Here is a 17,471-nt window from a genome sequence, read left to right as displayed (position 1 = left end):
GCACGGTAGAGCGCTCAGCGGATGGCGGCGGTGTACGGCGACGGGATCGCCGTGCAGTTGGCCACCGCGTACTGGCGCACCGGCGCCACATCGCCGGCCGCCGCGGCCTTCGCGTTGAGCGGCCAGCCGACCGTGCGCTCGTACGGGTCTTCGAGCGAGCCGCGCAGCGCCGGCCAGTGCGGGATGTCCTGCAGGACCGCGGTCGCGCCCGCGAGCGCCGCCGTGTTTCCTTCCTGCTGCGCCCACAGCCAGAACGCCGCCCACGTGCAGGCCGCGCGGTACTCGACCAGGAACTGCACGGCGACGCGGCTGCCGATGCTGCTCATGTCGGTCGGGCTCTTGGGCGTGCCGGCCCAGTCCATCGACTCGCGGGCGCCCGGCGCGTATGGCACGCGCGCCGCGATCTCCGCCGCCACGCCCGGCAGCTCGGCGTGCGCGAGGCGATCGTCGACGTCGCGCCAGTCGGGGGTGGGAGCGTCCACGAGCGCGCGGGACTGCGCGAGCGTCTCCGGGGCGACCGTGACCGGCGGCGGCGGGGCGGCGGCTTCCGGGTGCGTGGCACGCTCCTCGGGCATCACCGCGACGACGAGCGCGACCGCGCAGACGGCCAGCGCCGGCGCGGCCACCCAGCGCGCCCACGACCGCGGCCGCCGCCGCGGGTAGCGGCGCACGGCCGCCTCGTCGAGCGCCGCTTCGAGCCCCGGGAAGAGCGTCATAGGAGTCCTTTCAGCGTCAGCAGCCCGCGGCTGACGCGCTTGCGCACGACCGCCTCGGAGACCTGGACCGAAGCCGCGATGTCCTTGTAGGAGCGCTCGTCGAGCACGTGCGCGCGCACCGCCTCGGCTTGCGCGGCCGGGAGCCGCTCGAGCAGTTCGAACGCGCGCTCCTCCCCCGCGAGCCGCTCGATCCGCTCGACGAGCTCGTCGTCGACCTCCAGGCGCGGCATCGCGAGCTTGCGCCGCGCCCGGTCCTCCACCCGCCCGCGCTCGAGCGAGCGCATCAGCCGGTGACGGGCGATCCCGTACAGCCAGGCGATGCCCGCGCCGCGCTCCGGCCGGTAGTCGCCGACGCCGAGCAGCGCCGCGGCGAACGTCTCCGCGGCGAGGTCCGCCGCGAGCTCGGCGTTGCGGACCCGGCGCATGAAGTAGCCGAGCACGGACGCCTCGTGACGGCGATAGAACACGCCGAACGCGGCCGGATCAGCCGGCGTCGCGGTCAGCAGCTGCTCATCGCTCCACGCGTCCACACCCCTCAATACCGCGAGGGGTGCGGATTTGTGACGAGATCAGTGGTTAGACGTCGGCTTCAACCAGGCGGCGGATCGCGTCGAGCGTGCCCATGACCTCGGGGTCGGGCGCGTCGCCGTGCACCGTCGCGACGAAGAGCGTCAGCCGCGAGCCGTCCTCGTCCGGGTCCACCTGGAGCCAGCCGTGGTAGTCGCTGCCTTCGGCGCCCCACTCGATCCGGCGCTTGTCGTCGTCGGTCTTGAACCACCCCTCGCCGTGCTGGGTGTGGCCCTGATAGCGCGCCTCGACGGTCACCTTGTCCCCGTCGTGGGGCTCCGCCTTGGTCATCTGCGGCACGTAGTGCGGCAGGTTGCGGATGTCGGCGAGCGCGGCGTACACCTTGTCGGCGTCCGCGGCCACGTGATGGGTGTGCTCGTGCTTCACGCGCCGGAGGCTACAGCCACAAGCCCTGCGCGAGCAGCGAATCCGTCAAAGAGGACTTCAGCCGCGCGTGCGGCCTCCGCGGCGTGCGGCTGCGGATCGAGGTCGGCGGCGGTGACGCCGGCCCGCGCGAGGTCCTCGTGGTCGGCGCGCGTCCAGCCCGCGACGATGCCCGCGGTGACCTCCGGGTGGAACTGCACGCCGAGGTGGCGGGTGAGGCAGAAGGCCTGACAGCCGAACGCGTTCGCGGCCAGCTCGTAGCCCAGCGGCGGCAGCGTGAAGCCGTCCTCGTGCCAGGCCAGCCACGGGCCGGACGGGATCCGGTCGGCGTCGTTGCTCGTCACCGTGACCCAGCCGACCTCGGGCGTGGCCAGCTTGTGGACCGAGCCGCCCAGCGCGGCGGCCAGCGCCTGCGCGCCGAAGCAGATGCCGAGCACGGGGACGTCGGCGGCGTCGGCCGCGCGCAGGAAGTCGATCGTGCGCGCCACCCAGCCGGGCCCGCCGCCGGCGACGCTCGCGCTGGAGCCCAGGGTGGCCACGAAGTCGTACGCGCGGGGCTCCGGCCAGGCGGCCTCACCGTCCACCCGCAGCGTGTCCAGCGCGAATCCGCGGCGCTGCGCCCAGCCCTCGAGCAGACCGGCGGGTGCGTCCTCCTGCGTCTGCAGCACGAGCCCCGTCACGAGCGCTCCACGACGATGGTGGGTTCATCGGGAGAGCGCTGGCTCGGCAGGTTGATCTCCACGCCCTCCTCCGGCTCGACCGGCCCGTGCAGGAGCGGGTCGTCGGTGGCGTCCATCCACTCGAGCAGGCGACCGCGCAGCTCGTTGAGCACCTCCTCGTGCGCGGGGTCGCCGGCGAGGTTGGCCGCCTCCCCCGGGTCGAACACGAGGTCGTAGAGCTCCTCAGCGGCGAGCACGCGCTCGGCGAGGCCGTGGGCGAGCAGGTAGTCCTTGGTCGGGCTGTCGTCGATGTTGGCGAGCACGGGGCCTTCGTGACCGTTCTCGAACCGGCGGATGTACTTGTACCGCTTCGTGCGCACCGCACGCTGGGGCTCGTAGGCGGCGTGGAAGGTGATCTCCGCGAACACCGCCTCGTTGCGCTCGGCGTCCAGCAGGCTGCGGCCGCGCACCCACTCCGGGCGCTCGATCCCGACGAGCTCGCAGATCGTCGGGAACAGGTCGATCTGGGAGACCAGCTCGTCGGACACCTTGCCGCCGATGAAGCCCGGGCCGCGGATGATCAGCATCACGCCGATGCCGCGGTCGGTCAGCGTGGCCTTCGCGCCCGGGAACGCGAGCCCGTGGTCGGTCGTGAGGATCACGAGTGTGTCGTCCGGGACCGCGTCGAGCACAGTGCCGACGCCCTGGTCGAGCGAACGCGCGCTGGCCTTGTAGGCGGCGATGTCGCGCCGCGTCTCCGGGGTGTCCGGCAGGTGCGCGGGCGGCAGCGAGTACAGGGCGTCACGCACCGACGTGGGCTCGAAGTAGTCGCGGTGGGTCTCGAAGAAGCCGACGCTGAGGAAGAACGGCGCCTCATGCTCCTCGCGCAGGAAGCTCGCCGCCGCCGGGGCGACGTGGGCCGCGTGCGTGGAGTCGATCTCGACGATCCGGTCGTAGCCGATGTCCTGCGGGTCCGAGGACAGGTGCTGCTCGCCGATCAACGTCGACCGGTAGCCCGCCGCGCGGAGCGTGTGCACGAGGTGGTGGTCGTAGTCGGCGAGCCGGTACCCGCGGTGCGCCAGGCCGAGCATCCCGTTCGTGTGGCTGTACTCGCCCGTCAGCAGCGCGGCGCGCGAGGCCGAGCAGACCGGCGCCGCCGAGAACGCCTGCCGGAACAGCACGCCCTGGTCCGCGAGCCGCTGGATGTTCGGCGTCGGGACCTGGTGGCCGTAGGGCTGGATGTGCCGCCCCGTGTCGTGCGAATGCAGATACACGATGTTGGGTTTCCGCAAAGTCATGTAATCCTATCGAGAATGTCTGGATTGATCGTCTGCGCCACCCAGCGGAGCGGGAGCACGTTGCTGTGCGAGCTCCTGAAAGCCACGGGCGTGGCCGGTGTGCCCAACGAGTGGTTCCAGCACTTCAAGGACACCGGCCTCGCCGACCAGCCCCGCCAGTACCTGGCCGGGCTCGACGACCCGTACGTGCGCTCGCTGCTGCCCCCACTGGATCCGGGTACCCCCGAATCGGACTTCGACTTCGAGAAGGTCCGCGAAGCGGGTACGACCCCCAACGGAGTGTTCGCCGCGAAGATCATGTGGAGCCACACCGACGACCTGTGGGCGCGCCTGCGGGGCCGCACGCTCGAGGACGTCTTCGGCGAGCTGCGGTACGTGCAGGTGATCCGCCGCGACAAGGTCGCCCAGGCCGTCTCGCTGTGGACCGCGATCCAGACGCAGGCCTGGCGCGACGGCGACGAGCCCCGAGCCGAGCCGGTCTACTCGTTCGCCGCGATCCGCCACCTTGTCGAGTGGCTGACCGTGGGCGAGCAGGCGTGGACGGCGTGGCTGGCGCCTCGCGATCCTGACGTCGTGGTCTACGAGGACTTCGCGCGTGACCCGTCGCCGACGATCGAGGCGCTCACCGGCGTGCCCGCCTCGCCGCCGCCGCTCAAACGCCAGGCGAACGGGCGCTCGGCGGCCTGGGTCGCCCGCTACCACGGCGAGAACGCGGAAGCCGCTTGAAGACCCTGACGCAGCTCGAGGCGCTCGAGGCCGAGGCCGTCTACGTCATGCGCGAGGTCGCGGCGGAGCTCGAACGGCCCGTCCTGCTGTTCAGCGGCGGCAAGGACTCGATCGTGCTCCTGCGCCTGGCCGAGAAGGCGTTCCGGCCGGCGCCGTTCCCGTGCCCGATCCTGCACGTGGACACGGGCCACAACTTCCCGGAGGTGATCGAGTTCCGCGACCGGCGGGTGGCGGAGCTCGGCGAGCAGCTGATCGTCGCGTCCGTGCAGGAGTCGATCGATCGCGGGCGTGTGGTCGAGGACGGGCCGTCGCGCAACCGCCTGCAGACGGTGACGCTGCTCGACGCGCTGTCCGCGGGACGCTTCGACGCGGCGTTCGGCGGCGCCCGGCGCGACGAGGAGCGAGCGCGGGCGAAGGAGCGGATCCTGTCGTTCCGGGACGAGCTGGGGCAGTGGGAGCCGCGCAACCAGCGGCCCGAGGTCTGGGACCTGTTCAACACCGTCGTCCGGCGCGGCGAGAGCGTGCGCGCGTTCCCGATCTCGAACTGGACCGAGCTGGACGTGTGGCGCTACATCGCGCACGAGGGGCTCGAGGTGCCGTCGATCTACTTCGCCCACGAGCGCGAGGTGTTCGAGCGTGACGGGATGCTGTTCGCGGTCTCCGAGCACCTGGACATGAACGGCGCCGAGACCTTCGTGGAGCAGGTCCGGTACCGCACGGTGGGCGACCTGACGGTGACCGGCGCGGTGCGTTCAGACGCGGCCGACTTCGAGGCGATCCTGGTCGAGACGGCGGCGGCGACGGAGTCCGAGCGCGGCGCGACCCGCGCCGACGACCGGACCTCGTCCGCGGCCATGGAAGACCGCAAACGAGAGGGCTACTTCTAGATGAGTGGCGACCTGCTGCGCATCGCGACCGCCGGGTCCGTGGACGACGGCAAGTCGACGCTGATCGGGCGGCTGCTGCTGGACTCGAAGTCGCTGCTGGACGACCACGGCGAGGAGGACCTCGCGCACGTCACGGACGGGCTGCGGGCCGAGCGTGAGCAGGGCATCACGATCGACGTGGCGTACCGGTTCTTCGCCACCGAGCGGCGCTCGTTCATCCTCGCCGACACACCCGGCCACGTCCGCTACACGCGCAACATGGTCACGGGGGCGTCGACGGCGGACCTCGCCCTGGTGCTCGTCGACGCGCGCAAGGGGCTGCTCGAGCAGTCGAGGCGGCACGCGTACCTCGCCGCGCTGCTCGGCATCCGGCACCTCGTGGCGTGCGTGAACAAGATGGACCTCGTCGACTTCGACGAGCCCGGGTTCCGCGCGATCGAAACCGCGTTCGACGAGCTGGGCGCGTCGCTCGGGATCGAGGACGTGCAGGCCGTGCCGATCTCCGCGCTGCTCGGCGACAACGTGGTCGACACGTCGGAGCACACGGGTTGGTACGACGGCCCGCCGCTGCTCGAGCTGCTCGAGTCGGTCGAGGTGGCGCGCGACCGTGACCTGGAGGGCATGCGCTTCCCCGTCCAGTGGACCGTGCGCGGCGAGGACTACCGCGGCTACGCGGGGCGGGTCGCCGGCGGCGTGCTGCGCACGGGCGACGAGGTGGTGGTGCTGCCGCACGGGTCCCGCTCGCGGATTGCGCGGATCGATACGCCGGCGGGCACGGTCGACGAAGCCGTGCCGCCGATGGTCGCGACCGTCGTGCTCGAGGACGAGCTGGACGTCGGTCGCGGTGACCTGATCGCCACCCCCGGGGCCACGCCCGAGGTGGCACGCGAGCTGGAGGCGACCGTGTGCTGGATGGTCGAGGCGCCCGCCCGGGTCGGCGCGCGCTACCTGCTCAAGCACACGACCAAGCGCGTGCGGGCGGACATCGCCGACATCGCGGCGCGCGTGGACATCGACACCTTCGAGGCGCAGCCCGCGGACGAGCTGGGCCTGAACGACATCGGCCGGATCACCCTGCGCACCGCGGCGCCCGTCTTCGGTGACGCGTACGCCGCCAACCGCACGACGGGCGCGTTCATCCTCATCGACGAGCGCACCCACGACACCGCCGCGGCCGGCATGATCGAGGCCGCGCGGCCGGGCCGCGCGCCGGAGCTCCAGCGCTCGCCCGACATCCGCTGGCATCCGAGCGCGCTCGATCGGAGCAAGCGCTGGTCGTCGCTGGATCAGCGCGGCGCGACGGTGTGGCTCACCGGGCTGCCGGCGTCGGGCAAGTCGTCGATCGCGGTGGCCGTGGAGGAGGCGCTCGTCGAGGCGGGGCGCTTCGCCTACCTGCTCGACGGTGACAACCTCCGCCACGGGCTCTCCGGCGACCTCGGGTTCGATCCCGCCTCGCGGTCGGAGAACATCCGCCGCGTCGCCCACGTCGCGCGCCTGTTCGCCGACGCGGGCGCCGTGGCGCTCGTCTCGCTCGTCTCCCCGTTCCGCGACAGCCGCGACGACGCGCGAAGGTTGCACGAGGCCGCGGGCCTGGACTTCATCGAGGTCTTCGTCGACACGCCGCTGGAGGAGTGCGCGCGCCGCGACCCGAAGGGCCTGTACGCGAAGGCCCGCGCGGGCCGGCTCCCGGGCCTGACGGGCGAGTCCGCGCCCTACGAGCCGCCCGAGCACGCCGAGCTCGTGATCCGCGACCTGAGCGTGGAAGAGGCGGCGCGGCGGGTCGTAGCGAAGTTAAAGCCCCAGGGCCTTTAGCTTTCGCTTATGGAACAGAGGGAGCTGGGCGACAGTGGCGTCAGCGTGTCGACCGTGGCGCTCGGGTCGTGGCTGACCTACTCGGGCGGGGTCGGGCGCGAGCAGACCGAGGCGTGCACGCGGGCGGCGTTCGACGCCGGCATCACGCTGTTCGACACCGCGAACGTGTACGGGACGGGCGCGGCGGAGACCGCGTGGGGCGAGATCCTGCGCGACTACGAGCGCTCCTCGTACGTGCTCGCGACCAAGGTCTTCTTCCCGATGGGGCCGCGTGACCGCGGGCTCTCGCGCAAGCAGATCCTCAAGCAGATCGACGGGTCGCTCGCGCGGCTGCAGACCGACTACGTCGACCTGTACCAGTGCCACCGCTACGACGACAGCGTGCCGCTCGAGGAGACGATGGGCGCGCTGACCGAGGTCGTCGAGGCGGGCAAGGCGCGCCAGATCGGGTTCTCGGAGTGGCCGGCGGACAGGATCGAGGCGGCGCTGGCGCTGCCCGGCGTGGCCAAGTTCGTCTCCAGCCAACCGCAGTACAGCGCGCTGTGGCGCAAGCCGGAGGCGTCGGTGATCCCCGTCTGCGAGGCGCACGGCATCAGCCAGATCGTGTGGTCGCCGCTCGCCCAGGGCGTGCTGACCGGCAAGTACCTGCCGGGCCACAAGGTCCCCGCCGACTCGCGCGCGGCGAGCAAGACGATGAGCCGCTTCATCAAGCAGTGGCTGACCGACGAGACGCTCGTCGCGGTGCAGGCGCTGCGGCCGATCGCCGATCAGGCCGGCGTCAAGCTCTCCCAGCTCGCGCTCGCCTGGGTGCTGCACCAGCGCAACGTGACGTCGGTGATCGTCGGCGCGTCGCGGCCCGAGCAGGTGCACGAGAACGCGGCGGCGGCGGACGTGCGGTTGTCCTCGGACACGGTGGACGCCATCGACGCCACGCTCAGAACAGCGGCGGTGTCGTGAGCAGCGGCTCGATCCGCCAGCCGTCCGGGCCGGCGGTGGCGTGCCAGAGCTCGTCGAAGCCCTCGTCGGGGGCCGGGCGCACGAACCGGCGGGCCGCGTCGCGCAGGCCCGCTGCCGGGACCGTGCGCGTACGCGCCAGGTTGCGCGAGGCCGCGACCGCGTAGTCGGCCTCGACCAGGTAGCCGATCACGCGGAACCCGGCCTCGCGCGCCGGCTTGAGATAACGGGCGCGATCGGCTGCCGTCGGGTTGGTGTTGTCGACCACGAACGGCGTCCGGGTCTCAAAGCAGACGCGCATCAGCGCGGCCTCGCGGGCCCGTGTGCGCAGCAGATCCATCGCGATCCGGGCGTGGGTCTCCAGGAAACGGTCGCGGTACAGCGTCGTCTTGCCCGCGGCCTGCAACCCGCTGAAGATGACGGCTTCCATGGCGTGAGGCATGATGTCCGAAGCGTGAGCACGGGACTGCCCCGAGAAGACGCGAAGATCGCCTTCGATCGCGAGCGGCGGAGGCGGGTACTCGCGCGGCTCGCGGCCCGCATGCGCTTCGAGCCCGACGACGTCAGCCACATGCTGCCGTTCGACGAGGTCGTCGCCGCGCTCGGCGCGACCTCACGCACGGACCTCGGGGAGCAGGTGATCGACCTGGACTCGATCGTCGGCACCGTGGACCGTCGCCGCGGCGAGTTCGACCGCGACTTCCGGCCCTCCCCCGGCACCCGCGGGCGCTGGGAGCGGATCGCCGAGGCCCGCAAGCGCGGCGAGGCGATGCCGCCGATCGACGTCTTCCGGATCGGCGACCTGCACTTCGTGCGCGACGGCCACCACCGCGTGTCGGTCGCCCGGGCGCTGAAGGAGAAGGACATCAACGCGCGCGTCATCGACGTGCGGACCAAGCTCGGCGCCGGCCGCGAGCTCCAGATGGCGGACCTGCCGCTCAAGCGCCACGAGCGCGTCTTCCACGAGCGGGTCCCGCTTCCGCCCGCGCTGCGCGCGCGGATCGAGCTCTCCGACGAGTGGCGCTACGCGCAGCTCGCCACGCTCGTGGAGGGCTGGGGCTACCGCGTGAGCCTCGAGCGCGAGCGCGTGATCCCGCGCCGCGAGCTCGGGGTTCTCTGGTACACGGAGGAGTACGAGCCGATCGTCAACATGCTGCGCGAGGCCGGCCTCGGCGGCGGCGGCACCGAGACCGAGCGCTACCTGCGCATCGCGATGCTGCGCTTCCTGCTCCTCCAGACCCACGACTGGTCGGACGAGATCGCCGAGAAGCTGGCGGGCGAGGTGGCCTCTCCGAGCAGCGCGTCCGAGAAGGACACGATGACGCACCAGATCATCAAAGAGCTCCGCGACTAGTGCAGAACCGCCACGCGATGCGCCCCGAGGTGCGCGCGGACTTCGAGACGACGCGGGTGGAGGGCGACGACGCGTTCGCGGTGCGCCTGGAGCGGTTCTTCACCGAGCTGCGGGATCCGCTGTTCGCCCTGTACGGGAACGACGCGCGGTTCCCCGCGGCATGGGAGCGGCTGCTGGAGGCGATCGCGAGCACGGCCGCCGGGCGCTCGCGCGAGCTGCGGATGCTCGACCACGAGCGCGAGGTGACGCCGGACTGGCTCCAGCGCGAGCAGGCGGTGGGGTACGTGACGTACGTCGATCGGTTCGCGGGCACCCTCACCGGCGTGCGCGAGCGGCTGCCGTACCTGCGTGAGCTCGGCGTCACCTACCTGCACCTGATGCCGCTGCTGGCGGCCCGGCCCGCGCCGAACGACGGCGGCTACGCGGTGGTCGACTACGGCGCCGTGGAGCCGGCGCTGGGGACGATGGACGACCTGAGCGCGCTGGCCGACGACCTGCGCGGCGAGGGCATGGCGCTGTGCGTGGATCTGGTGCTCAACCACGTCGCCGCCGAGCACCCGTGGGCGCGCGACCCGGCGTTCCTGCGCACGTTCGAGGACCGCTCGGAGCCGGACGCGTACGAGCGCACGCTGCCCGACGTGTTCCCGGACACCGCCCCCGGCTCGTTCACCTGGTCGGACGAGCATGAGCGCTGGGTCTGGACGACGTTCAACGCCTACCAGTGGGACCTCGACTACACGAACCCGGACGTGTTCGTGGCCATGGCGGAGGCGATGCTGGGCCTCGCGCGCGCGGGAGTGGACGTGCTGCGCCTGGACGCCGCGCCGTTCCTGTGGAAGCGGCTCGGGACCAACTGCCAGAACCAGCCCGAGGTCCACGAGCTGCTCCAGGCCTTCCGCGCCGCGATGCGGATCGCGGCCCCCGCGGTGGCGTTCAAGGCCGAGGCGATCGTCGCGCCGCAGGACCTCGTGCCGTACCTCGGGACGGGCAAGCACGAGGGCAAGGAGTGCGACCTCGCCTACCACAACGTGCTCATGGTCCTGCTCTGGAGCGCGCTCGCGAGCGGGCGCGTGGGGCTGATGACGTCGACGCTGCTGGCGATGCCGCCCGTGCCGCCCGGCGCGGGCTGGCTGACCTACGTGCGCTGCCACGACGACATCGGCTGGGCGATCACGCCCGAGGACGCCGCGCGGGTCCACGAGGACGCGTACCTGCACCGGCGCTTCCTGGCCGACTGGTACGCGGGCGAGTTCCCGGGCTCGTTCGCGCGCGGCGCCCGCTTCCAGCCCGACCCGCGGACGGGTGAGGCGCGGACGTCGGGCTCCTGCGCGTCCTTGGCCGGGCTCGAGAGCGCGCCCGACGCGGTGGCGGCGGAGCTCGCGATCCGGCGTGTCCTGCTGCTGTACGCGATCGCCTTCGCCCACGGCGGGCTGCCGCTCATCTACATGGGCGACGAGTTGGGGCTCCCGAACGACGCGTCCTACCTGCAGGACCCGCACAAGGCCGACGACAACCGCTGGATGCATCGCCCCGCGATGGACTGGTCGGCGGCGGAGCGCCGCCACGACCCCGGGACCGTCGAGGGGCAGCTGTGGGCGGGCCTGCGGCGGCTGATCGAGGCGCGCCGGGCCACGCGCGCGATCCACGTCCAGGGTGCGGTCGAGCCGATCTGGACGGGCAACGACCACGTCTTCGGCCTCTGCCGCGCGCAGGCGGGCGAGCGGCTGCTCGTGCTCGGCAACTTCACCGCCGAGCCGCAGGCGGTCGGGCTCGGCGTGGTGCACGAGCACGGCTTCGAGCTGACCGAGGACGCCGGCACGGTCGACGGCCGCCCGGTCGAGCCGTACCACGACTTCGTCGTGCTGGCGCCCTACCAGCACCTCTGGCTCAGCGGCTGAGCACGACCGTCTTCGTGACGGGCCTGGCGCCGGGGGCGGAGACGGTCACGCCGAGCGTCACCCTCTTCGCCTTCGCGAGCGCCTTGCGGGCGGAGGCGGTCAGCTTGAGCGTCGGACCGGCGCCGCGCGCGAGGACCTTCTTGCCCTGGGTGACGACGACGCTCATGCGGCACCCGGACGAGCAGGTCGCGCGGACGGCGAGCCCGCGCTTGAGCACGGTCGCGAACTTCTGCTTGGCGACGATGAGCGAGAGACCGGGGGCCGAGACGACGACGCGCGCGGGTGGGAAGACGGGCGCGGCGAAGGGCACGGGCGTCGCAGTCGGGACGGCAGCGGGCGCGGTTGCGGTCGGCGTGGGCGTCGGGGTCGGCGTGGTCGTCGCCGTGGCGGTGGTCGTCGCGGTCGCGGTAGCCGTCGCGGTCGCGGTGGCCGTCGCGGTGGCGGTGGCGATGGGCGTCGCGGTCGGCGTGACCACCGGCTTCGTGTCCACGATCAACGTGCGCGCCTGCGTGCGCGTGACGTGGTCGCTGCAGTCGCGCTGCTCGGCCTCCACGCTGTACGTGCCGTCGGCCAGCGTCAGCGGGAGCGCCCAGCGGCCGTCCACGGGCTCGACGACGGCGCTGCGGACGAGCGTCCCGGCCTGGCGCACCGTCACCGTGACGGCGCGGTCGCCACGCGTGCTGCCGGCGGCGCCGCCGACCGCCGGGGTGCGGGTCGTGCCGGGGTCGTCGAGCGTGAGCGTGGGCGGCGTGGTGTCCAGGGCGCCCGAGACGTCGGTGACGTACTCCCCCGCCCCCGCGCGGGCGATGACGCGGACCGTGTAGCACCCGGGCGCCGGCGCGACGAGGCTCAGGTCCTCCTGTCGGGAAGCGCCGAAGGGCTGGTCGACGCTCTTGCCGGTCGGCTTGCCGTCCGGGTCGAGCAGCACGAGGTCGAAGCCCGCGCTCGGCCCTTCGAGCGTGACCGCGAGGGGGAAGCGCGCGTCGGTGACCTCGACGCCCCGCACAGCGCGCTCACCCTCGGCCAGCGTCCCGACCGACGAGCGCTGCTGCGGCATGGCGGGCGGCGCGGACAGCGACGCGCCGACCGACCGCAGGGCCGCGTAGACGTCGAGTCGCCCGGCGCCGTACGCGGTGTCGCGGCCCGGCCGGCCGAAGTCCACGGCCGTGTTCTCCATCGCCGCCTTGACCTCCGCGGGGGTGAGGTTCGGGGCGGCCTGGAGCAGCAGGAGCGCCGCGCCGGAGACGAACGGCGCGGCGGCGCTCGTGCCGACCTGCGGCTCGTGCGTGCCCCACGGCGTCGCCATCACGACGTGCACGCCCGGGGCGGAGATGTCGGGCTTGATGCGCCCGTCGAGCGTCGGGCCGCGGCTGGAGAACCAGCCGTTCGCGAAACCGCCGGCGCCGAGGTCGGACATCGCGCCGACCGTGATCGCCCCGGCCGCCGCGGCCGGCGACTTGATCGTGCACGGCTCCGGGCCCGCGTTGCCCGCGGCGGCGACGACGACGATCCCCGCGGCGACGGCGGCGTCGACGGCCTGGGACGCGACGTCGGTCCCGGCGCCGCAGCCGACCGGGTCGCCGATCGAGAGGTTGATGACGTCGATGCCGTACTGCGCGCGGTGCTCGACCGCCCACTGCACGCCCTCGGCGATCTTGCCGAGGCTGCTCTGCGCGTTGCCGTCGATGACCTTGACGCTCACGAGCTTGGCGTCGGGCGCGGCGCCGCGCCCCTCCGCCCCGCTCGCGCCGGTCCCGGCCAGCACGCCGGCGACGAGGCTGCCGTGGCCGAGGTCGTCGTAGGGCACCTCGCGACCGTTGACGAGGTCCTTGAAGGCGACGACCTTGCTCGCGGGCAGGTCCGGCATCGTCGTGTCGAGGCCCGAGTCGATGATCGCGGCCACGAGCCCTTCGCCGGTCAGCCCCGGGATGTCCTCGCGCGCCTTCGTCAGGCCGAACGACGCCTGCGCGGTGACGCCGAACGGCACGACGCGCGCGTCCTCCTCCACGTGCGCGACGTCCGGCCGGGCGGCCAGCGCGCGGATCTGGGCCGCCGTCGCGTCGGCGGTGAACGCGTCGACGAGCCGGAGCCGCCGCACGGGTGCGAGTGTGCCGACGTCGGCCTCGATGGCGTCGACGCGCGCCGCGGTCGCGGGGTCGTGCAGCGCCACGATCACGGGCCGCGCGTCCGCCACGGAAGCCGACGCAACGAAAACCGAGAGGACGAGCAACAGCGAGCGGACGAGGTGCACAACCGGGAGGGTCGCGGCTGCCGGCTCCGGTGTACCTGGACCTTCGTAGGGCGTCGAACGGCCGGTGGCGACGCATCATCCCCTCATGACGAGTCCCCCGGCGATCGACGTGCGCGCGCTCCAGCGCCGTTTCGGCGACCGCACGGCCATCGCCGGAATCGACCTGACCGTCCGGGCAGGCCAGATCCACGCGCTGCTCGGGCCCAACGGCGCCGGCAAGACCACGCTGCTGCGGACGCTCGCCGGCCTGGTCGAGCCGACCGCGGGCCACGCGCGCGTCGTCGGCATCGACACGACCAAGGGCCCGCGCGGGCTGCGCGGCCAGGTCGGGTTCGTGCCCTCCAGCGACCGCTCCGCCTACCAGCGCATCTCCGGCCTGGAGAACCTCGCGTTCTTCGCCCGCCTGCACGGCATGCGCAAGAAGGCCGCGTTCATCCGCGCGCAGGAGGTGCTCGAGCAGGTCGGCCTCGGCGACCGCGCGAAGGACCCCGTCAACGCCTGGTCGCACGGCATGCAGCAGCGGCTGTCCGTCGCCCGTGCGCTGCTCACCGACCCGCCCGTGCTGCTGATCGACGAGGCCACGCACGACCTGGACCCGGTCGCCGCCGCGACCGTGCGCGAGCTGATCGCCGCGCGCGCCGAGCACGGCGCCGCGGTGCTGTGGGCGACGCAGCGGCTCGAAGAGCTGCGCGGGTTCGCGGGTGCCGTGACGCTGATGGCCAACGGCTCCGCCGCCTTCGAGGGCTCGGTCGAGGCGCTGGCCGCGCGCGCGGTGCCGAGTTGGACCACGTCGCGGCACGCGTCCGCGCTCGAGCAGGGCTACATGTCGGTGATCCGGGACGTGGCCGCATGAGCGCCCTCGTGGCCGAGATGGCCAAGCTCCCCGCGTTCGTCCGCCGCGACTGGAAGATCGCGCTCTCCTACCGCGCGGTCTTCGTCGGGGACATCGTCGGCCTGGCGATGCAGATCCTCGTCTTCTTCTTCGTCGCCAAGCTCGTGGACCCGGGCAAGCTGCCGACCTACGGCGGCACGGTCCCGACGTACCTCGCGTTCGTCGTGATCGGGCTCGTGATCAACCTCACGGCGGGCGTGCTGCTCTACCAGGTGTCGGCGGCGCTGCGCCAGGAGCAGCTCACGGGCACGTTCGAGGCGCTGCTCGCCACGCCGACCGCCGGCGCCACGCTGCAGCTCGGCTCGATCGCGTACACGCTGATCTTCGTCCCGATCCGCGCGGCGGTGCTGCTCACCGCGATCGCGATCGGCTTCGGGCTGGACCTGCAGCTCAGCGGGATCCTGCCCGCCTTCGTGCTCCTGGTCGCCTTCCTGCCGTTCACCTGGGGCCTCGGCCTGGTCGCCGCCGCCGCGGTCGTGACCTTCCGCCGTGGCAGCAACGTCACCGGCGTGGCCGTCACGCTGCTCGGGCTCATCTCCGGCGCGGTGTTCCCGATCGCGCTCCTGCCCGGCGCGCTGCAGACGATGGCCGAGTGGAACCCGTTCGCGATCGCCATCGACGGCATCCGCGAAGCGCTGATCGGCGGCACGGGCTGGAGCGCCGCGGGCTCGGACCTGCTGCACCTGCTGCCGCTCTCCATGGCCGGCCTCGCGCTCGGCGTCCTGTGCTTCCGCTGGGCGATCGCCCGCGAGCGCCGGCGCGGCACCCTGGGGCAGTACTGATGGACGAGCTCTGGAATCGCGTCGACGAGCTCGCTGACCGCGCGCCGCGCCTGTCGGACCTGCGCCACCACAAGCTGCACCTGGTCGCCGCGTCGCGCCGGCGCGCGGCGGGCGAGGCCATCCCGGCCGACCTCCAGCACGACGAGCGGCTGGCCGCGGCGATCCTGCTCGGCGCCGGTCTCTTGATGCGGCGGGTGCGCGCCGCCGTGCCGGACGCGCAGATCATCGTGATGAAGGGCCCGGAGGCCGCGGCGTACTGGCCGCAGCCGCGGATGCGACCGTGGAAGGATCTCGACCTGCTCGTCGAGGACGCCGAAGCGGTGCAGACCGCGCTGCTCGCCGCCGGCTTCGTCGAGGTCGGCGATCCGGAGCTCTACGAGGACATCCACCACCTGCGGCCGCTGGCGCTCCCGGAGCTGCCGCTGTCGATCGAGGTGCACATGCGGCCCAAGTGGCCGACCGCCACGCCGCCGTCGTTCGCGACGCTCGCGGCCGCGGCCCGGCCCAGCACGTTCGGGCTGGAAGGCGTCCTCGCGCCGTCACCCGCGCACCACGCCGTCCTGCTGGCCGCGCACGCGTGGGAGCACGATCCGCTGAGCCGCCTGAGCGCGCTCGTGGACGTCGCCGCGGTCACGCACGCCGCGGGTGAGGAGGCTGCGGCAGCGGTCGCGCGCGAGTGGGGCGTCAGCCGGCTGTGGGCGGCGACGTGGCGCGCCGTCGAGGACGTGTTCGGCTCCGGCGCGCCACGCAGCGCCCCGATCTGGCGCCGGCACCTGCTCGAGGCGCGCGAGCGCACCGTCTTCGAGGGCCACGTCGAGCGCCTGGTCGGGCCGGTGGCGGCCGCGCCGCTGCCGACGGTCCCGGGCGCCGCGGCGAAGGCGATCGTCAATACCCTGCGTCCCGGACCCGACGAAGGCTGGGGTGAGAAGCTCACGCGCTCGCGCAGCGCGCTGCGCAACGCCTCGCTCCGCCGCTCCGACCATCTGGAGACGAGAAGACCGACATGACCCTCAAGCTGCGCCAAGAGGGCGTCGCCTGGACCGACGTCGACGGCGAGATCGTCGCGCTCGACGAGGCGACCGCCGAGTACCTCGCCGCCAACGAGGCCGGCGGGCTGCTGTGGCGCGCGCTGGCCAAGGGCGCCACGCGCGACGACCTCGCCGCCCGCCTCGCGGCCGAGTTCGGGATCGACCACGAGCGGGCGGGCGCGGACACTGACGCCTTCCTCGCGGAGCTGCGCGCGCGGGACCTGCTCGAGGGTTGATGCGTCGCCGGCCGGAGATCGCCGACGCCCGCGCGGCCTGGTGGACCTGGCGCGCGGTGCGCGACGTGCGCGCGCAGCTGCGGGCCGGCGCCGTGCGTGACGTCCGCGTTCCCGCGCCCCCGGCGGTCCCCGAGCGGGCCGGCCGCGCGGTGCGCCTGATCCTGCGGCGCGAGTCTCCCTCCTGCTTCGAGCGCTCGCTCGTGCTGCAGCGCTGGCTCGCCGCGCAGGGACAGCCGGTCGACCTGATCGTCGGCACCGAGGGCGGCGCGCGCGGCAACTTCACCGCGCACGCGTGGCTCGACGGCGAGAGCCAGCCCGATGGCCATCGCTACGTCGAGATGCTTCGGCTCGCGCCGTGAGCCGCCCGGCGGGGCCGATGCGAGCCGACGGCCGCTCGCGGGCCGGCCGCGGCGGAAGCGAGCTGGCGCCGGTCGAGCTCGCGACCGGCATCGTCTTCGGCTTCGACCCTCCCACGCCGCTGCCGGCCGGCGGCGTGCCGGCCACCGCGCTCGAGGCGGCCGTGCGCGTCGACGGGCCGTGCTTCGTCTCCTTCTCGGGCGGCAAGGACTCCTCCGCGGTGCTCGCCGCGGCCACGCACGTCGCTCGGCGTGAAGGCCTGCCCGATCCGGTCCCGCTCACGCTGCGCGCGGCCCACGAGCCCCACTCGCACGAGTCCGACTGGCAGGAGCGCGTGGTCGCGCACCTCGGCCTGGGCGACTGGGTGAAGATCGAGGTCGGCGACGAGCTCGACGCCGTCGGGCCGTACGCGCGGCGGGTGCTCGAGCGGCACGGCCTGCTGTGGCCGTTCAACACCCACTTCCACCTGCCGCTGCTCGAGCGGGCGGCCGGCGGCACGCTGCTGACCGGCGTCGGCGGCGACGAGCTGTGGTCGTCCTCACGCGCTCAGGTGCTGCGGCGTCGCCGGCGCGCGCTGGCCTACGCCCCGTTCGCCCTGCGCCGCGCGGTGCTCGCGCGGCGCGAGCCGATCGCCTACCCGTGGCTGCGCGCCGCGGGCGTGGCCACGGCG

The 17,471-nt window shown here is 73.3% G+C and carries 19 protein-coding genes; 12 read left to right on the top strand and 7 right to left on the bottom strand.

Annotation, left to right across the window (positions count from 1 at the left end; genetic code table 11):
• Positions 1-14 precede the first annotated feature (14 nt).
• From OJ997_RS06225 to OJ997_RS06205, 5 genes are read right to left on the bottom strand one after another with little or no spacing between them, the layout of a single operon-like run.
• On the bottom strand, positions 15-716 hold the full coding sequence (locus tag OJ997_RS06225; RefSeq protein ID WP_270024196.1) for a hypothetical protein: 702 nt from the start codon (positions 714-716) through the stop codon (positions 15-17).
• On the bottom strand, positions 713-1,246 hold the full coding sequence (locus OJ997_RS06220) for an RNA polymerase sigma factor (protein ID WP_270024195.1): 534 nt from the start codon (positions 1,244-1,246) through the stop codon (positions 713-715). Before OJ997_RS06220 ends, OJ997_RS06225 begins: the two co-directional genes overlap by 4 nt.
• Before the next feature lie 46 nt (positions 1,247-1,292).
• On the bottom strand, positions 1,293-1,670 hold the full coding sequence (locus OJ997_RS06215) for an SRPBCC family protein (RefSeq protein ID WP_270024194.1): 378 nt from the start codon (positions 1,668-1,670) through the stop codon (positions 1,293-1,295).
• Complete coding sequence (locus tag OJ997_RS06210) at positions 1,667-2,347, bottom strand: type 1 glutamine amidotransferase (protein ID WP_270024192.1); 681 nt, start codon at positions 2,345-2,347, stop codon at positions 1,667-1,669. Before OJ997_RS06210 ends, OJ997_RS06215 begins: the two co-directional genes overlap by 4 nt.
• Positions 2,344-3,618, bottom strand: coding sequence for a sulfatase family protein (locus tag OJ997_RS06205; protein ID WP_270024191.1), 1,275 nt, complete (start codon positions 3,616-3,618; stop codon positions 2,344-2,346). Before OJ997_RS06205 ends, OJ997_RS06210 begins: the two co-directional genes overlap by 4 nt.
• Positions 3,619-3,639: 21 nt before the next feature.
• Here OJ997_RS06205 and OJ997_RS06200 point away from each other — a divergent pair, with 21 nt between their 5' ends.
• Genes OJ997_RS06200 through OJ997_RS06185 form a run of 4 tightly spaced genes read left to right on the top strand, consistent with a single transcriptional unit; the run spans position 3,640 to position 8,006 of the window.
• Entirely contained in the window at positions 3,640-4,350 is a 711-nt protein-coding gene (locus OJ997_RS06200) for a Stf0 family sulfotransferase (protein ID WP_270024190.1), read from the top strand.
• A complete protein-coding gene (gene cysD, locus OJ997_RS06195) occupies positions 4,347-5,237 on the top strand; it encodes a sulfate adenylyltransferase subunit CysD (protein ID WP_270024189.1) in 891 nt (296 codons plus the stop codon). Before OJ997_RS06200 ends, cysD begins: the two co-directional genes overlap by 4 nt.
• The gene (gene cysC / locus OJ997_RS06190; protein ID WP_270024188.1) at positions 5,238-7,049 is read left to right on the top strand and encodes an adenylyl-sulfate kinase; all 1,812 of its coding nucleotides are present in this window, start codon (positions 5,238-5,240) and stop codon (positions 7,047-7,049) included.
• Between the two features lie 9 nt (positions 7,050-7,058).
• A complete protein-coding gene (locus OJ997_RS06185; RefSeq protein WP_270024187.1) occupies positions 7,059-8,006 on the top strand; it encodes an aldo/keto reductase family protein in 948 nt (315 codons plus the stop codon).
• Here the strand turns inward: OJ997_RS06185 and OJ997_RS06180 are convergent.
• Positions 7,984-8,433: an AAA family ATPase gene (locus OJ997_RS06180; protein ID WP_270024186.1), complete on the bottom strand. Its 450-nt coding sequence runs from the start codon at positions 8,431-8,433 to the stop codon at positions 7,984-7,986. The genes OJ997_RS06185 and OJ997_RS06180 overlap by 23 nt on opposite strands.
• A gap of 24 nt (positions 8,434-8,457) precedes the next feature.
• On the opposite strand from OJ997_RS06180, the gene OJ997_RS06175 reads away from it, so the two are divergent.
• Complete coding sequence (locus tag OJ997_RS06175) at positions 8,458-9,357, top strand: hypothetical protein (RefSeq protein ID WP_270024185.1); 900 nt, start codon at positions 8,458-8,460, stop codon at positions 9,355-9,357.
• Positions 9,357-11,255, top strand: a complete 1,899-nt coding sequence (locus OJ997_RS06170) for an alpha-amylase family protein (protein ID WP_270024184.1) — start codon at positions 9,357-9,359, stop codon at positions 11,253-11,255. Before OJ997_RS06175 ends, OJ997_RS06170 begins: the two co-directional genes overlap by 1 nt.
• Here OJ997_RS06170 and OJ997_RS06165 read toward each other — a convergent pair.
• Positions 11,245-13,506: a S8 family serine peptidase gene (locus OJ997_RS06165; protein WP_270024183.1), complete on the bottom strand. Its 2,262-nt coding sequence runs from the start codon at positions 13,504-13,506 to the stop codon at positions 11,245-11,247. The genes OJ997_RS06170 and OJ997_RS06165 overlap by 11 nt on opposite strands.
• Before the next feature lie 85 nt (positions 13,507-13,591).
• Here OJ997_RS06165 and OJ997_RS06160 point away from each other — a divergent pair, with 85 nt between their 5' ends.
• The 6 genes from OJ997_RS06160 to OJ997_RS06135 form a co-directional block, all read left to right on the top strand.
• Positions 13,592-14,359 (top strand): ABC transporter ATP-binding protein, encoded by a 768-nt coding sequence (locus OJ997_RS06160; RefSeq protein ID WP_270024182.1) that lies wholly within the window; start codon positions 13,592-13,594, stop codon positions 14,357-14,359.
• Entirely contained in the window at positions 14,356-15,180 is an 825-nt protein-coding gene (locus OJ997_RS06155; protein ID WP_270024181.1) for an ABC transporter permease, read from the top strand. The genes OJ997_RS06160 and OJ997_RS06155 overlap by 4 nt, the downstream gene beginning before the upstream one ends.
• On the top strand, positions 15,180-16,187 hold the full coding sequence (locus tag OJ997_RS06150) for a nucleotidyltransferase family protein (protein WP_270024180.1): 1,008 nt from the start codon (positions 15,180-15,182) through the stop codon (positions 16,185-16,187). Before OJ997_RS06155 ends, OJ997_RS06150 begins: the two co-directional genes overlap by 1 nt.
• Positions 16,184-16,444 (top strand): PqqD family protein, encoded by a 261-nt coding sequence (locus OJ997_RS06145; protein WP_270024179.1) that lies wholly within the window; start codon positions 16,184-16,186, stop codon positions 16,442-16,444. The genes OJ997_RS06150 and OJ997_RS06145 overlap by 4 nt, the downstream gene beginning before the upstream one ends.
• On the top strand, positions 16,444-16,803 hold the full coding sequence (locus tag OJ997_RS06140; protein ID WP_270024178.1) for a lasso peptide biosynthesis B2 protein: 360 nt from the start codon (positions 16,444-16,446) through the stop codon (positions 16,801-16,803). Before OJ997_RS06145 ends, OJ997_RS06140 begins: the two co-directional genes overlap by 1 nt.
• A partial coding sequence (locus OJ997_RS06135; RefSeq protein WP_270024177.1) for an asparagine synthase-related protein occupies positions 16,800-17,471 on the top strand: 672 nt, incomplete at its 3' end. The genes OJ997_RS06140 and OJ997_RS06135, both read left to right, overlap by 4 nt.

The organism is Solirubrobacter phytolaccae, from assembly GCF_027587195.1.
Classification (GTDB): Bacteria; Actinomycetota; Thermoleophilia; order Solirubrobacterales; family Solirubrobacteraceae; genus Solirubrobacter; species Solirubrobacter phytolaccae.
The sequence above is the reverse complement of the archived record's forward strand: the minus strand, read 5'-3'. Positions and strand labels throughout refer to the sequence as shown.

Coding starts and splice junctions, on each gene's coding strand:
- OJ997_RS06200 (WP_270024190.1), top strand. CDS start 3,640: ATGTCTGGATTGATCGTCTGCGCCACCCAGCGGAGCGGGAGCACGTTG.
- cysC (WP_270024188.1), top strand. CDS start 5,238: ATGAGTGGCGACCTGCTGCGCATCGCGACCGCCGGGTCCGTGGACGAC.
- OJ997_RS06145 (WP_270024179.1), top strand. CDS start 16,184: ATGACCCTCAAGCTGCGCCAAGAGGGCGTCGCCTGGACCGACGTCGAC.
- OJ997_RS06180 (WP_270024186.1), bottom strand. CDS start 8,433: ATGGAAGCCGTCATCTTCAGCGGGTTGCAGGCCGCGGGCAAGACGACG.
- OJ997_RS06185 (WP_270024187.1), top strand. CDS start 7,059: ATGGAACAGAGGGAGCTGGGCGACAGTGGCGTCAGCGTGTCGACCGTG.
- OJ997_RS06225 (WP_270024196.1), bottom strand. CDS start 716: ATGACGCTCTTCCCGGGGCTCGAAGCGGCGCTCGACGAGGCGGCCGTG.
- OJ997_RS06140 (WP_270024178.1), top strand. CDS start 16,444: ATGCGTCGCCGGCCGGAGATCGCCGACGCCCGCGCGGCCTGGTGGACC.
- OJ997_RS06160 (WP_270024182.1), top strand. CDS start 13,592: ATGACGAGTCCCCCGGCGATCGACGTGCGCGCGCTCCAGCGCCGTTTC.
- OJ997_RS06150 (WP_270024180.1), top strand. CDS start 15,180: ATGGACGAGCTCTGGAATCGCGTCGACGAGCTCGCTGACCGCGCGCCG.
- OJ997_RS06155 (WP_270024181.1), top strand. CDS start 14,356: ATGAGCGCCCTCGTGGCCGAGATGGCCAAGCTCCCCGCGTTCGTCCGC.